Raw genomic sequence first — 15,201 nt, 5'->3', positions numbered from 1 at the left:
ATGGCCGACCCAACTGTCTATCGCATCCATCCGGCCGTCGGCATCGCCAGGCTTGGCGACAGCCCCGAAGGCTTCTGCATCTCGCCGGAAAAGCCGGCGCAGTTGCCGATCGAATGCGACGCCAACGGCAACGCCGCCAAGGGCGACGCGCCGATAAAAAACTTCAAGGACGACAAGGGCCGTATCAAGCGCCAGGCTGCGCGCTTCCAGATCTTCGCCTATGACGAGGCCAATCCGCAGGGGTTTCCGCTGAAGATCGGCGACCATGTCGAGGGTGGCGGCAATCGTGGCAAGCTGGTCGACATACAGTGGCGCGTCCAACTCGCGAACAAGAAGGCGGCATGGTTCACTTTCGATGGGTTGCGCGGCGAGGCCGGCTATCCCGCCGGCACGCCGCTGCGCAACGCCGGCATCACCGATCCGGTCGAACGGCAGAAGCTGATCATCGACGCCGGACCGCAGGCGGTGGATTGCACGGCGCGGCGCAAGGCGAGCTTCGGCCGGGACAGCAACCCAGCCTATGCCGTCACCTTCCCGCCGACCGGAATGGCGCCGCACGACATCGACACGCTCGGCGACATGATGACGGACGACAGCGGAAGGCTGCTGGTGCTTGGCGGGCACGGCAACAGCGGCTCGTTCCTTGGCGGCTTCGGCCATCCGCGCATCGAGACCTACGCCAACAGCGACGGCTGGTTCGACGACATCTCGGACGGGCCGGTGATGGCGCGGCTGGTGATGATGGAGGAGCGCGTCCAGGCGCTGCGCTACATCGACGTCGAATATCCGGCCTGGGTGCTGGTCGGCTATCCGCGTTATGCGCCGGAAGTGCTCGACATGATCACGCTGGAAGACGTGGTCGAAGACATGTCGATCCGCGAATTCGCCTATCGCACCGACATGTACGGCACAGCCGGGACGTTCAATGCGCCGCAGAAGATCGATCCCACCGACACGGCGGCCCTGCTTCACTGGAAGGCCGGGCCTGTGGAATGGAACGCTGCCTATCGTCCCTGGTTCTGGCGTGACATCTGGCCGATCATTTTCCGCGCCGACGAATTCTCCTATTTCGCCAACATCCTTCAGCAATCGAACTTTCCGCACAACCAGACGAGCCGGGGCACGTTTGACCCCTACCGCCTGTGCATCCCGCCACACATCGCGCCGCGCGCGCTGGCGCAGAAGGAAGGTCGCGTCAAGGAGGATCATGTCGCCGGGCGCCTGTTAGAGGCAGCGGTGGAGCCGAGCCTGATGCTGCTCGATGCCACGCAGGCGCCCGGCGCGGCGAGCGACGCCTTGGTCGCCGATGTAGCCGCGACGCTCAAGGCGGCGGCAGCGGCGTTCACCGCCGCGGTCTGCCCGCCTGACGATGGTGAGACGCCTCGCGCCTATGCCGCGCGCTGGCAAAAGGTTTGCGGTGATAACGACACAGTGGCCGAAACTGCCTATGCCGAAGCACGCGACGCTTTCGATGCGGCGGTCACCCGCGTGATCGAGCGCATCGCCGCTGCCGCGGCGCCGCCCAAGAAGCGAATGCTGACGCTCGCCCGGTCGTCCTCGCGGCAGGAGCCGGCTGAACCGGACCGCACCAACGATCCGGACGAGCCGATCGCAGCAGCGCTGCGCCGGCTGGCGTTCGAGTACCGCTCCGGCCAGTTGCTGGACCGCGCACTTTCCGCCGCGGCCAAGGAGGCCACCACCGATCCCGGCCGCCCGGCGCGGCAGTATTTGTTCGATCTGCTGCGCAAGCCTGGCGAGGAGAACCTGTTCCAGCTCGACGCCAACCCGGCGACGCGCACCTATCACCTGCCGCTGATGCCGCTGTTGGCCGGCGACAATCCGATCACCAACAAGACGGTGAGCAAGTTCCTGCGGTTGACCGACACGCAGCTTTTCCTGCTGCGGCAATGGGCGGCCGGCCTCTTCATCGACGAGGTGGATGCCGGCTTCGCTCCCGCGATCGATCCGTGGCAACCCTACAAGGACTGGAACGTGCCGGGCGGACGCGGCCTCGACCAGGGCGTGCTGTCGAACGGGCTTGGCGGCGCTTTCTGCCCGGGCGGCGAGGTGACATGGATCATCCGCAATCCGGCAATCTGGCGCGAGCCTTACCGGATCAAGGCCGACCCCGAATGGTACAGTTTTGCACTGACCGCGGCGCAAGAGAACGCCAATCGATGGGGCGCAGGCGTCAGCGAGGAAGGCTACATCGCCTATGCCTCGGATCCGCTGTCGCTGGGAAGCGACTTTGACGTCGGGCTGCAGCCGGGAGACCTGACGAAGCTCAGCGGACTACCTTGGCAGGCCGATTTCAACGAATGCTCCACCCAGACGATCGACGTCACCTATGAGGAATGGAACGTCCTTTATCCCGACAGCGTCGGCAATACGTTGCTGGAGCGCGAGCGGCGCGTTTGGGAGACGTTGTGGTGGCCGGCACACCGGCCGATGCAGGTCTATTACCCCGTAGACAAGGACTTCCAGTTCCGCAACTGGGCGCGCGGCATCCCGCAGACACTCGCCGGCGACCTCAAGATGGTGACCGAGTGGTCGAAACTCGGCTTCGTCGTGCGCAATCCCGCGGGCGATCTCGATCAGCCCTCGCCCAGCATCAAGTACATCTGTGTCGAAGATTCGGGAGAGTGACCATGACCAATCCCTTTGTCGGCAACTGGACCTATCGCAGCTTTCTCAACGATCCCGATGTTAGCAAGGCGGCCAATGACCTTTTGTTCGGCGAAGGTACGCTGGCCATCGCGGAGCAATCCGTGACCGAGCTTTCAGGGACCATCGGCGGGCCGAGGTGGTCGCTCGATCTGCGTGGCAGCTTCGGCTACGGCTCGCCGATGCAGGTCCGCTTCCAGGGCAAGGGCGTGGTCGGCGGCGAGGAATGGATCTACGACTATATCGGCTGGCTCGTGCCTGTCTGGCCAAACAGCACCGACCGGCTGGAAGTGCCTGCGATCGTCGGCTCGGTGGTGCGCACCATCCCGCATTCGGGCGACGGCGGAAGCACCAATCCGGCCGGGGTGGTGGCGTCCTTCTATGCCGTCCGAGCAGACTGATTTTGCTGTCATCGGCGGGGGACCGGCGGGCGCGGCTGCGACGCTGACATTGCGCCGCCACGCGCCACAAAGGCGTGTCGTGCTCCTGGAGGCGGGACGACATGACCGGCCGAAACCGGGCGAGGTCTTGCCGGCGGTGGCGCAAGGGCTGCTGCGCCAGCTCGGAGTCTGGACATCGTTCGTCGCAGAGGCTTTCGTGGAGAGCCGTGCGGTCGTTTCGGCATGGAGTGGCGAAACACCCGACGAGCGGCATAGCATGTTCTCCGCCCAGGGTGCCGGCCGCCAGCTCGACCGGTCGCGGTTCGACCGGTTGCTGGTGAAGTCGGCGGACGCCGCGGGAGCAGAGGTGCGTTTCGCAAGCCCGGTGTGCTCGGCGGTTCGCGAAGGCTATGGGTGGCGCCTCAAGCTGCCCGATGGGGATATTGTCGCCGACGCCGTGATCTGGGCGACTGGTCGTAGTTGGAAACTGGCGCGATCCTTTGGCGCCAAGCTTCGGGCACACAGCCACCTTGCGGCCTATACCCGCTTCTTCGACCGCGCGCCGGGTGATTGCCAAATGGTCATCGAGGCGCGTCCCGAGGGCTGGTGGTACAGCGCCGATTTGCCTGATCAACGCCGGGTGGTGGCATGCCTGACCGACCCGGATCTGGGAAGCGAAATGCGCGATCCGAAATCCTGGTACCGCGCGTTGGCGGCGACACAGCTTATCGCCCCGCTTTTGTCTTCCGGCGCGCGTGAAACCGCGGCGTTGGTCAAGTCGGCGGGAACCGTAACGATCGATCCGGCCGCGGGTGAGCGTTGGGTCGCGGCGGGCGACTGCTTGTTCGCAGCCGATCCGTTGTCCTCGCGCGGGATCATTCATGCGCTACGCTCAGGGATCCTCGCGGCCTATGCCGCGTCGGACATGCTGGATGGACACGGCGAACTGGCACGCAAACGCTATGCGATGATCGCCAGGCAGGGTTTTGTCGACTACGTCCCGGCGCTTGCTGCCCACTACGCCGCCGCCGCGCGATGGGACGCCGCTTTCTGGCAGCGGCGCGGCCGTCATTTCCAAAACTCTGCGGCGGCCGCTGCCCAAGGTTAAGCCCGTGCGAATCGCGAGCCAAGAGGAGCGATGACTTGAAACTTGGCATTCCAGTCTATGAAGGCGTCAACCTGCTCGATGTTGTCGGTCCGCTCGAGATGTTCACCTGGGTCGACAAGGAAAAGGGATTGGAGACGTTTATCCTGTCGATCGATGGCGCTCCGGTCACCAGTTTGAACGGAGTGCGCTTCGAAGCGCAAGCCAGTTTCGACGCAACGCCGACATTGGACGTCATGTGGGTCCCCGGCGGTGATCCACCAGCGCTCGGAAGGATCATGAGTGACCCGGCATCACCCTATCTCGCTTACCTGCGACAGATCGCAAACGATGCGAAATGGGTTTGTTCGGTCTGCGAGGGGGCGCTCCTGCTGGCTCGAGCTGGGCTGCTCGACGGCCACAAAGCGACGACGCACTGGGCGTTCGTCGACTGCCTGCGCCGTTTTCCGGCAATCGAAGTAGCCAGGGGTCACCCGCGTTTTGTCGAGTCGGGCAACCGGCTGACGGGCGGCGGCATATCTTCGGGACTCGATGAAGCGCTGCACCTTATTTCCCGGCTTTTTGGCGACCAGACCGCCGTCGAGGTTCAGATAACGACCCAGTATTTCCCTGTGCCGCCGATTGCAGGAAAGATTCCATCTGAGTTGCCAACATGCATGGTTCAATGGTGAGTATCGCAACGCCAAATCTCCATCCGCGCGCGGTTCGATCCCGCCAGCCGGACGACGCTCAATGACATAGCTAGCCTGCGCGTCGCCGGCAGCCGCGGCAGCGTCGACCACGGTCCGGTCGCCGACATCCGTATCGGCGGCAGCCCATCCAAGATCAGCCGCATCGACCGGTCGCGCACGCTGTCGGTCGAACTCAATGGCCGCCTTCTCGGTGATGTCTATCGCGAGGCGCCGGCACTGCCTTGCCTGCCCGCAGCGCTGCCAGAGCCATGCTGTTCGGCGTGGCCAACAGCCGTGCGGCTGACTGCAGGTCTGCTGTCTCCAAACCCTCCCCGAATCGCGCGAAAATTGGCTGGAGGAGTGCTTGGGCGGCGTCGTGTCGTCCGCGTGCAGCCAACAGGAAAGCGAGGTCGATAGCGGACCGCAACTCCCATGCGCGAGCCCCCTGACGATCGCTGAGGTCTAACGACCGCCGAAAACAAAGTTCCGCTTCTTCGTCGGTGCCGGCTTGCGGGGCTGCGAGAACAAGGTTGCCCTTCACGCGCAGAAGCTCTGCCATGTAGCAAAGATCGCCGCCTCTCTCGACCTGCTGGATCGTCTCCTCGATCAGTGAAAGCGCTTCGGCGGACCTACCGGTCGCGGCGAGGCCCTGAACGAAGGAAATGTTGAGCGGCGTGGTCAGTAGTTCGTAGGGGCGGCATGAAGCTCGGCGAGACAGGATCGCAGGCTTTCGACACCGCTGCTTGCGTTGCCTCGACGAATGGCGAGCTCCCCTTTGAAGCCGCGCCCTAGCGCGAGATAGGGTCCAAGGGAATGAAATTCGGCACGCGAGAAAAGACGATCGATGTGTTCCTCTGCGCGCGCCAGGTCTCCGACCCAGAGGAACACGGAGTGCGATGGAGAGCGTCAGGGGATGGTTCAGGACTTCCGCATCCTCGACCGTCAGCAGCGCGCGCTCCACGGCCCGATCCGGATAACCTTGCAGCCAGAGCGTCCTTGCCAGAATTGCGCCGGCCAGAATTCTGCCGTCGAAGCCGAGATAGTTCGTCGTGGTCCGGTCGGAACGCGGCCCGCATCGCATCGCCGCTTCCAGCGCGGTCTGGGCGCGGCCCAGCTCTCCGTTCGCGACGGGACCTTTTATACCGTGGATAGACCGTGCTCTCCCCTCCGAGCCAGGTGGTCGCTCTACAACGTTGTGACGTAAAGCAGCCCCGAGGTTGGGATCCGGGATCCCCTCCACACATTGGTCCGAGAATTCCAAGAACGCAGTAGCGAGGCCTGTGGATAGTAACCGGCATCGCAGCGGCCTCAGATTGAACGAACCTCCGCGCCAGCGTCACGTATCAGCGTTGCCTGAAATGGCAACGCCCCGCCGAGGGCCGGCGGCCGAAGCTTTCAGTTGTTCCCCAACACATGATATGCATCGGTCGCCGGTTCTCTCCTGCCCCTTTCATGAGCTTCGTTCTGCCATATATCGACGGCATCGGTGCCCTGATGGTCGATCACGCCACGCTCGCCCTCGCTGACAATTTCATGCTTGGCGCAGTAATCGTTGAAAACTCTCCCAAGAGTTTCCAACTCGGCTGAATCCGCCACTCCATGGCAACATGCTTGCCTCTTTGTAGGGGCGAAAGCATGATGACCGATCCCAAGCGTCAGTGTGCCTCTACTCGGTACGGACGACTTAAAAGCGATACGCCCAGAAAAAGTCAGAACGAGTCAATTGGGCGCGACTGAAGTCCTACGATAGCCCACCGCTTCGGTCAGGAAAGCAAGAGTCCGGCCAGCAGCACCGTTAGGGCAAGTGAAGCGGGCACCGCGAGAAGCCAACGAGCTTCCAGGACACTGTTCCGATGGTCTTGCATATCCTTCGCTCCTACCCGACTTAGACGGCTCCAGCGCATACCTCTCCGCCAAGCGCTGGAGCCTCTGCTTACGCTCAACCGCCGTTAGCGGGAGCTGCCGGCATTCGGTCAACGGAGCCTCTATTCATTCGTTCCGAGTACAGGCACGCAGTCGACCGCCAGGTGCGACTGAAGTCTTGTCACCGCGCGCATAGGTCCATACTGTGAAACATGTAGCCCGCTATCTCATTGGCTTCCGGACTGGCGATTTGTGAGTCCCTTTATCGTCAGTCATAGTTGCCAGACTTAACACCCGCTGCCTCCAGCGATGCAGCGGGTTTTTTCGGCTTTTGTTTCGGGATTCGAGAAGTAGGTCCTACACCTCTGCAAGCCCGGCCCATGCGTGTTGGTGCGAGCTTCGACGCCCTTCGCTTGAGCGTATGCCTTGGTGGTGCACTTTTAGGTTGGACTCGCGAGGATGTTCAATGATCTGGCGCCTGGGGATGAACGCCAACAGCGAACGTGCGAGGCTCGGGCTTGATACGCCTCTCAAAAAATAAGTCCGCGGGCATCAACGCCCGGCGAGAGATGTTGGCTAGTCTGGCGATCTTGGCATTTCTGCTGCCGGCAATGTCCTAGCGCGCCTACTCCCGGCTCCGCCTTATGGATGCATGCTGATCATCTCGGAAAAACGTATATTTGTCGGCGCCGTATCTCGCCCCCGAGCCCCGCTGGTTAAGCCGGCGTTTGCTGGGACTCCGCCAGCCCGCCCGGCCGCTCCCGAGCTCCGGACATCGGCGCGATCTGTACCCCTTTTGGGGAACTACTTTCTTTGCATGCAGCAATTAAGTAATTTCCAGGAAGGAGCCCATGGGGGCTCGAAGTCTGGCGATCCCAACTAGTGCTGGCAAGGAACAACCTCTCTACCTTCGGCGTGGCGGCCTGTCTGGTGATAGCAGGGCGATGTGCCTACGCGCTCACGATTTCCCAACCTGCGCCATCACCGGCGCAGACGCCGGTTGCTCGTTGCGAGTTCTTTCTTTTGATGTTGAAGTCGCACGAGCGCGCATCGACTTACAAAGCCCTCAGCGCGATGAAACAGGTCGATCCTCCGAAGGTAACGATAAAGTTCGAGATGCGGAACAAGGCCCACGCTCCTAGCCGATCGACCGGGTCCTGCGAATTCGATCGAGATCGGCGCCATATCACCTTCTTTACCTTGGACGGGCGGCGCAGCCAGATCGACTAAAACTTTGCGGCGCGTTGAGTGCCTATGGGCAAGGCGTCCACCCCTTCCGCCTTTCCGGCGTCACCGCATGGTTAGTGAACTGGAGATTGCGATCGTCTCGGCCGGCGGCTCTGCACTCATGGCAGAAGATAACCTTCACCAGATCCCAGTGCAGACACCCATGGTCTGGCCCGAGCCGCTCGACCAGTGCGGCGACGTCCAGCACCGCCGTCCGCCTGCAGGTGAGACATGTCACTGAAAGTCCCGCGCCAGCCTCAAGCTTCTTGCCGAGCGTATTTTCCGTGAATGGAAACTTCATCGTCATGGCGATCCTCGTAATCGGGTCGCCGCACCGGGGAGGATTATATATTCCTGATCGCCGATCACTCGCCAAGGGCTTACGTGATCGCACCATAGCCGTTTGAAGTAGATTAGCCGATTTGCATATGCGGCGATCCTGATGGACCGTCAGGCCGGCGCTCGCCCTCAGGCATTCTCCCCAACGAGAGCGCCGGCCACTTGGTACTGCTGTCATTCTAGGAAATAAGCCTCCTGAAGCAGAGCGTCCCAATCAGTTCCAATCTGCTTGATCAGGTCTTCGGCTTGCTCGTGGGTAATGTCTGTCTCTCTCTCACCAAACGACCTGCCAGCAGATCAAGCGCGACCTCTGCCGTCTTGTCGCTTTCATCGCCTTCTGCCCGGCTGCCTTCGCGGTGCTGCATCGCGTCGAAGATCACCTTAAAGACACTGTCGACCTCCTCATTGATCTCGTCCCGGTCGATGCCTTCGCGTTTCGCAGCCCTCAGCACCTGCCCGACCAGATCGCAAATGGCGGCCGGATCATCCGTCACCGCGTTCGGCAGAAGCTCTGACATCCATCGATCGAGGAAGTTGATGCCGCGTGTGCTCATCGAGCTTTAAGCGCGCCTGAGGAAACTAAGTTCCCGGCTTGCTAAGCGCTGCTTCGTCGAATTCAGCCTCGAGCTGGTCACTTACGGGTTTGCTCGTTCCCGCGCCGGCTAAGGCCACGCCGTCGAAGCCTTGAAGCCAAGCCTCCGCATGCTCGTTCCAATATTCCGGCACGGCGCGCTCCTTGCCATCCTTGCGCGCCTGGGCGCCGTACATCCACGCGTAGCCGATGCGCTCCTGGTCCTTCTTCGCGACCGCCATTCATTCCTCCTGAAATCCTGCAGCGAAGCATGGCGTAAGTCTTCCTCGCCTCGCAAGTGCTTCACTCGACCGATCAGCCCGGCATTACCCATTGCGTCGCCGGGCGCTTCACTCCTTTTGGCGCCGGCCCAGCGTTCTTGGGCACGCTGCCAGAGCCGTTCACGCATCTCACGATTGAGCGTGATGAAAGCCGAGCCAACATAACCCCCCGTGTCGAGTTCGGCCATGAGGGCAAAGGCTGGTTTCCCGGGTTCGTGCTCGACACCAGCAGTTCGTATTGGTCGATCGCGTAGCACTTTGTCTTGAGCCAATTCGTTGACGAGCCGGAGCGATACTTGCTGTCTTTCCGTTTGGAGACGACGCCCTCAAGCCTGGCCTGCTCCATAAGGTGGAAGACCGCCGAGCCGGTGCCTGGCAGAACTTCACTGAATTGGATCCGACCCCCGGCTGGGATCAGCGGGATTTCGCGGCGATCCTCGAAGTTGGCTGCGCTCTCTGAACGTGACTCGGAACATCTACGCTCATCACAGTCGTCTATGGAACAGGCCATCCGCACGCAAGCCTCATCGGCCGTCGGCCTCTGCGGTTCCAAACCTGGCCCATATCGCCACGGACCTACACGCTCAGACGCGTTATTATGCTTCGGCAGTAATGCTCAAGTTCCTGCTCGGGAAGATCAACCCGAGCTCATGTTCGCTTGAAAGAGCTGACCAACCAATTCCATGCGAATCCTCACATACTCTGCGACTTTCATATGCTGGGCTGCGCCGCCGGCCCTGCCGGCCTCCCGTCGAAAGATGACATCGACCTTTCTTTCAACTCGCGGAACTGGCGCGACGCCGCGGCGAGCCTGTCGTCCCATCCCGGATCCGGCACCTGGCCTTCGATCGCCTTGAAATAGACCTGCATCAGCGAGGCGATGGCGAAGGGCTCGACGAAGGCAGACTTCAGTGCCCAGGCAAAGACGATCGCCAGCACGAAGCCCCAGCCGCTTAACTGGCCCGGCATGAGGTAGACGATCGCGCCAGCCGGCGCCAGCATGAGCAGGAAGATGACGAAGGTGACGCCCCACAGAATCAGCGCCAGCCACACCGCGTTCTTGACCATCTTCGTGCCATTCTGGGCATAGAGCACGACGCCCTGCCGGGCGGTTTCGAAGGGCGAGGATGAGTCGATGCGGATATTGTAGCCCAGGATGATTTCGTCGACATAGGTTAGCGAGATGCGGATCACCGTATTGACGAAGCGCATCAGCCCGTCCAGACCCGGAATGGGCAGCAAGGCGGTGATGCCGCCGAGCAGACTGGTGACGGCGCGGATCGCTCCCTTCACCAATTGGTCAACGACGAAGAGGATGTTGGCCTCGGCAAAGCGCTGCTTTACGACCTCTTTTGCATAAGCGATCTGACTCTGCCCGCCGGGCACGTTGCGACCGTCGATCAGATGGACCATGACGGCGACATGCCCCGCCTTCAGCACGTAGAGGATATATTCGCGGATCCAGTAGAGCGCGATGGAAACCAGCGCGAAGCCGGCAATGCCGCCGTAGAAGGCCGTGCCTTCCGGCCCGCCGTCGGCAAAGATGTGGCCGACACCCCAGCCGATGCCGGCGCCTGTGCCCGTCGCCGTGATATAGGCCAGTGTCATGGCGAAATAGACGATCGTCCGGAAAAGAATGAACGGCCAAGTCCTGAGCATGATCGCCACGGATCTGGCGACCGAGAAATCCCACATCATTCTACCCTCCGCCAAAGAGACAAACCAACCGGATCGCCAGCGGCGACTTGTGGCACCGGAGCGCTGAATGGCCGCTCCGAAGCGCCCGCTTCCGCGGCGGTGGCGACAGCGGTACCAAGCAGCGCCGGCGGGAGAGACGGAGCAATTTTCCAGAGTGACATTGGAATTCTCCATCAGTTCAGGGGTTGCCGAGACTGCGGCGGCCAGTCCCCACCCGAGCGTTCGACGGCATTAGAAGCCTGGGGGGATCCCTCCTTGGGCTCTCTCGGGGGCGCAGGTGACGTGGCCCTCTGGAAACAGCTTTTGCAATGAAGACCGAATCGACGCCTCTGCCTCAGGTGGAGTGCTGTCGCTGGAACAAACGTAGGGGCCTCCTTCACCTGGCTTGCAGCAAACGTTTCGGGAAGCTGCGGGCACAGGGCCTGCGCCATCTTGGTCGGCCTGAGCGGGAAATCCTTCCTTCGGTTCGCAGAACGCGCCATACTTGTTTTTCTCCTTGAGCACCACATAGCCAGGGGGGCACGAGCGCTCACCCTGACTTTCGACGTCGACGTCTTTTTTCTTCTTCTTGTTTTTATGACCTCCCTGCACGTCGCAGCGCATGCCGAATCTGGTCAGGCCCGCGGCGCCGCCTGGACGACAGGGGGGCTCGCCCACGGTACCGTCGCCCTCGTTACCGCCCTGCTGCCCGGCGGTTCGCCTGTGCTTCTTGACGGTGCCGCAGATCAACTGGCCGTCGTCGAACGTGCAGCCAAAGGCGGCGGCTCGAATCACCGGGGTGCTATAGGGCCGCTCGGCCGCGACCGCGGCGGCGGTGGTAACGACGGCGATACCAAGCAGGATCGTCAGGAGCGACAGAGCGATTTTCAAAGTTGACATTTTGAAGTCTCCGTCACGGGAAGCATTCGTTGGGGGAAGACGCCCAGTTGTTAATCGCCGAACTCCTCAGGCCCGGCGGACACATGCACGTCCCCCCGTGCGTGGCAATGGTGATATCGCCAGCAAACACCAGGCCCTTAGCGACGCATGTTCGGTTAGCGGCGGCTGCACCGGACAACTGCTCTGCGCCCGGTCTCGATGTTGGGTGCGACAGTCTCCGCGCGAGCACGCAGGAGCGATAGTACCGGCCGGCAACGTAGCCAGGCGGGCAATTCCACGCCACCTGGATCGCCCGAACGGTGCCCGCCGCCGTCGATCCGGCCGTCGCCAGTCCCGGCAACGAGGCGGCAGCGACCATCGCCTGGTCGTCATTGCGGCTCCCGTCGTAACCGCGGGCCAAGACAGGCGAGTTCGCGAGCGGACCGATGCAGAGCATGACCGCGATTGTCTGGAGTGTTTTCATGACTTCCCGCCTCTTTTTGCAGTGGCTACTGTCGTGTTCCGTTCCAGCTGCCCTCGACGACGTCGGGGTTGCTGCCGAAACTGTAGCTGCCGTCGAAGGACTGGGCATCGTCGGCGAGCATGAACTTGCCGCTCCCTTTGGTGCCGTCGCGCTGCATCCAGGCGAAGCGCAAGATGTTGCCATTCACCTCGCCGATGATCTTGCCGGCGCTTCCGTCGGAGCCTTGGTAGTTGCCGGAGACGCTGTTGCCCTTCTGCTTGAGCGAGAGGCTGTAGGCGACGTTGTCGGCATTGGCGGACCAGCGTCCGGAAAAGCCGCCCGTGGCGGGCGCCGCTGCCTGGTGCTTTCCCTTCGACTTCGCGAACCCGGCCGCCCCTCCGGGCGGCGTGCCGACATCACCGCCGCCGAATGCAAGGAATTGGGAGGATACGCAACCGTGCACCGGCGCGCTGATTTGGCACCAGCCGCCGGCGCCGCCACCTCCGCCGCCTTGCTGCGTCTTCGGCTTGGCGAAGCCGGCAGCCCCGCTCATTGCACCGCATGGGCCGATCACCGACACCGTGCCGCCTTCCGGCACCGTACCGACCACCTGGCCGCCCGGGCCGCTGCGCACGTTCAGCTTATCCAGCCCCGGCTGGTTGATCACCACCGTTGCCATTGCATTGCCGCCGCCGCAGGTGCTATCCGCCTGCTGCATCGGCGGTATGCCACCCATATCCGCCGGTGTTTGAGGCGTGTCACCTCCCCCGGCATCATCGGCGTTGGCCGGCCCCGGCGACAGCGGAGTGCCGTCCACGACCTGCACGTTGTTGATCGCGTTGACCATGACAAATGCGGTCATCGGTATTGCCGTCACCTGAAAAGTGCCGCCCCGCACCGCTTGCAGCAGCTGCTGCCCGTTGGGCTTGTTCGGATTGAACGCCAACCAGTGCTGCTCGTTCGGCGCAAAGAGCCGATCCGCCCAAGCACATTGGCCAGGCCCCGGCGGCGCGGTGTTGGCCGGTTGCGATGCGTGGTTGAAGGCGACGAAGACACCCGTCTCGTCCTTCAATGTCACCTGCATTCCGCCGCCGCCCGAGCCGCCCCTGCGTGTCATCTTGATCGGCTTCTCCGGCACGTCTGGCGGCGGTGCGGCCGCCACCTTCATCGGGTTGTCGGCGCAGAGCAGGCCGATATTGTCGATGAGGCTTCCCGCGCGACCGTAGATGCCGGTCCCGATCTCGTCCTTCTTGCAGAGGATCTTCACGGGATCGTTTATGGCTTCTCCCCCGGCCTGCATGGTCGTCCAGGTGTTGGTGCCGTCGGTCATGGAGGTGCAGCGCAGGATGAAGCTGTTGACGATGTTGTTGTGGTCCTTCCACATCCTCATGCCGGTCACGAGCGCATTCTTCGGGCAGAACTGGCCAGTGCTGCCAAACGGGTCACCGCCACTGCCACCCGCGTGGAAATGGGCGTCGCCTATGACGTCGGTGACGGTCCCGTTCTTGTTGAGCGTCCCGCAGTCGATCATGATCGCGTCGAGGGCTTTGCCGGCCCGCAGGAAGACCCCGGCCAGCGCCTTGGGCGAGCAGGTTCCATGAAACGGGGAGCCGCCCTGGCCGCCGAAGGAACCGGCTTCGCGCTCGGCAAAAGCGCTCGGCGCCAGGAGCGGCGCGGCAAGAAGGCAGAGGGCAACCAGCAAGCGACACCGAGCGGTCGAACGGTGAGACATGATGTGACCTCCTTAATGTTGCTGCTGCGTCGCGTCCAACGGAAGCGTCAGGTCCCCGCGATCATTGCCGCGTCCCATTCCAGGAGCCCTCCACGGCATCGGGGTTGTTGCCGAAATTGTAGCTGCCCGCGAACGACTGGCCGTCAGCGGCGAGCGTGAACTTGCCGCTGCCTCGGGTGCCGTCCTTCTGGACCCAGGAGAAGCGCAGCACGTTGCCGCTCACCTTGCCGGTGATTTGCCCGGCGCTGCGGTCATCGCCCTGATAGCGGCCGGAGACGCCGTTGCCGTTCTGCTGCAGCGAGAGGTCGTAGGCGACATTGTCGGCATTGGCGCTCCAGCTTCCGCCGAAGCCGGCCGCTGCAGACGCCGATATCTGCTTTTCTTTCGGCTTGGCGAACCCCGCCGCGCTCTTGGCGAACCCGGCTGCCCCGCCGCCGAACTTCAGGAACCGGGAAGAGACGCAGCCGGACACCGGCGCGCTGATCCGGCACCAGCCGCCATCGCCGCCGCTTTGCTTGCTTGCGATGATGCCTGCAGCGCCGCCGGTCCCCCCGCACGGACCGGTCACCGACACAGCCTGGCCTTCCGGAACCGTGCCGGTCACCTGGCCATCGGGAGCATTGCGGACATTGAGCCTGTCCAGCCCCGGTTGGTTGATCACCACCGTCGCCGTCCCCCCGCCGCAGGAGTTATCGGCCCGATCACCACCGCCACTTGCGTTGCCGGTACCGCTGCCACAAACGGCCAGCGCATCGGATCGCGCCTTGGCTTCCATGTCCAGAAGCCGCATGTCGTCTTTGTGACTCATGCACCACTTGATGTAATCCTCCCCGCTCGAAGCCCATTGTGCGCCGGTGCCACCACAGCCACGACTGCCGTTTTCCTTAACGGCCTTAACGGCTGCCATCGCATAACGAACGCAAATTGTCGCCCATGGGGTTTCACCAGTCGAGCACGCCCCCGATCGCCGGCCCGGCAGGTATGCTTTATGGGCTTCGTCGGCGGCGATCCCGTCGTGACACAAGATGTGCCTGACCAATTCGCCGAAACAACATCGTCAGATTTTCTTCGTGCCCTGACTCTGAAACAGTATTTGGTGTTCGGGTCTACTTCTTTGATGGTGAAGCCGACTATGTTGATTGGGCTGGTCGGCAGCTGGTTGGGCGTCGTGTGGTATTCGAAGAAGGAAGGGTTCCAATTGGCTCCAACCTCCCGAGGTAATCCCGATATCGGTGGCGCATACTTGTTACCATTCTTGGTCATCTCAACTTCGAAGCCGACCAATTCGGGACGAATTCCGCCGATTGTAAAGACGGTTCCCGCCGTATTTTTCCATATCACCGTAACGC

Annotated in this window: 14 protein-coding genes and 1 pseudogene; 7 read left to right on the top strand and 8 right to left on the bottom strand. The window is 62.5% G+C overall.

The window, feature by feature from the left end; all coding sequences use genetic code 11:
* The 5 genes and pseudogenes from EJ071_RS14905 to EJ071_RS39445 all read left to right on the top strand — a co-directional run.
* Complete coding sequence (locus tag EJ071_RS14905) at positions 1-2,646, top strand: LodA/GoxA family CTQ-dependent oxidase (RefSeq protein WP_126098532.1); 2,646 nt, start codon at positions 1-3, stop codon at positions 2,644-2,646.
* A gap of 2 nt (positions 2,647-2,648) precedes the next feature.
* A complete protein-coding gene (locus EJ071_RS14900) occupies positions 2,649-3,065 on the top strand; it encodes a hypothetical protein (protein WP_126098531.1) in 417 nt (138 codons plus the stop codon).
* Entirely contained in the window at positions 3,046-4,152 is a 1,107-nt protein-coding gene (locus tag EJ071_RS14895; RefSeq protein ID WP_126098530.1) for an FAD-dependent monooxygenase, read from the top strand. The genes EJ071_RS14900 and EJ071_RS14895 overlap by 20 nt, the downstream gene beginning before the upstream one ends.
* A gap of 35 nt (positions 4,153-4,187) precedes the next feature.
* Positions 4,188-4,820 carry a DJ-1/PfpI family protein gene (locus tag EJ071_RS14890; RefSeq protein WP_210211920.1) on the top strand — a complete coding sequence of 211 codons (633 nt, stop codon included), beginning with the start codon at positions 4,188-4,190 and terminating at the stop codon, positions 4,818-4,820.
* Positions 4,821-5,069: pseudogene (locus tag EJ071_RS39445) on the top strand (hypothetical protein); the annotation flags it as partial. It abuts the gene before it with no gap.
* Here the strand turns inward: EJ071_RS39445 and EJ071_RS38505 are convergent.
* A complete protein-coding gene (locus EJ071_RS38505; RefSeq protein ID WP_126098528.1) occupies positions 5,014-5,901 on the bottom strand; it encodes a hypothetical protein in 888 nt (295 codons plus the stop codon). The pseudogene EJ071_RS39445 and the gene EJ071_RS38505 overlap by 56 nt on opposite strands.
* A gap of 371 nt (positions 5,902-6,272) precedes the next feature.
* On the opposite strand from EJ071_RS38505, the gene EJ071_RS40045 reads away from it, so the two are divergent.
* Positions 6,273-6,407: a hypothetical protein gene (locus EJ071_RS40045; RefSeq protein ID WP_281058916.1), complete on the top strand. Its 135-nt coding sequence runs from the start codon at positions 6,273-6,275 to the stop codon at positions 6,405-6,407.
* Between the two features lie 1,158 nt (positions 6,408-7,565).
* A complete protein-coding gene (locus EJ071_RS38255; protein WP_145965075.1) occupies positions 7,566-7,913 on the top strand; it encodes a hypothetical protein in 348 nt (115 codons plus the stop codon).
* A 22-nt stretch (positions 7,914-7,935) separates the two neighbouring features.
* On the opposite strand, the gene EJ071_RS14875 is transcribed toward EJ071_RS38255, so the two are convergent.
* From EJ071_RS14875 to EJ071_RS14835, 7 genes are all read right to left on the bottom strand, one after another.
* Positions 7,936-8,217, bottom strand: a complete 282-nt coding sequence (locus tag EJ071_RS14875; protein WP_126098527.1) for a hypothetical protein — start codon at positions 8,215-8,217, stop codon at positions 7,936-7,938.
* Positions 8,218-8,482: 265 nt separating this feature from the next.
* A complete protein-coding gene (locus tag EJ071_RS14870; protein ID WP_126098526.1) occupies positions 8,483-8,803 on the bottom strand; it encodes a DUF768 domain-containing protein in 321 nt (106 codons plus the stop codon).
* A 25-nt stretch (positions 8,804-8,828) separates the two neighbouring features.
* Positions 8,829-9,062, bottom strand: coding sequence for a hypothetical protein (locus EJ071_RS14865; RefSeq protein WP_126098525.1), 234 nt, complete (start codon positions 9,060-9,062; stop codon positions 8,829-8,831).
* A 750-nt stretch (positions 9,063-9,812) separates the two neighbouring features.
* Positions 9,813-10,796 (bottom strand): hypothetical protein, encoded by a 984-nt coding sequence (locus EJ071_RS14850; RefSeq protein ID WP_126102588.1) that lies wholly within the window; start codon positions 10,794-10,796, stop codon positions 9,813-9,815.
* 234 nt (positions 10,797-11,030) lie between these two features.
* On the bottom strand, positions 11,031-11,678 hold the full coding sequence (locus tag EJ071_RS14845; RefSeq protein WP_126098524.1) for a hypothetical protein: 648 nt from the start codon (positions 11,676-11,678) through the stop codon (positions 11,031-11,033).
* A 488-nt stretch (positions 11,679-12,166) separates the two neighbouring features.
* Positions 12,167-13,852 carry an SH3 domain-containing protein gene (locus EJ071_RS14840; RefSeq protein WP_126098523.1) on the bottom strand — a complete coding sequence of 562 codons (1,686 nt, stop codon included), beginning with the start codon at positions 13,850-13,852 and terminating at the stop codon, positions 12,167-12,169.
* A 61-nt stretch (positions 13,853-13,913) separates the two neighbouring features.
* Positions 13,914-14,891, bottom strand: a complete 978-nt coding sequence (locus tag EJ071_RS14835) for a hypothetical protein (protein ID WP_189521478.1) — start codon at positions 14,889-14,891, stop codon at positions 13,914-13,916.
* Positions 14,892-15,201 lie beyond the last annotated feature (310 nt).

It is taken from the genome of Mesorhizobium sp. M1B.F.Ca.ET.045.04.1.1, from assembly GCF_003952465.1.
In the GTDB taxonomy this organism is placed as follows: domain Bacteria; phylum Pseudomonadota; class Alphaproteobacteria; order Rhizobiales; family Rhizobiaceae; genus Mesorhizobium; species Mesorhizobium shonense.
This window is presented reverse-complemented; position numbering and strand designations above follow the sequence as displayed.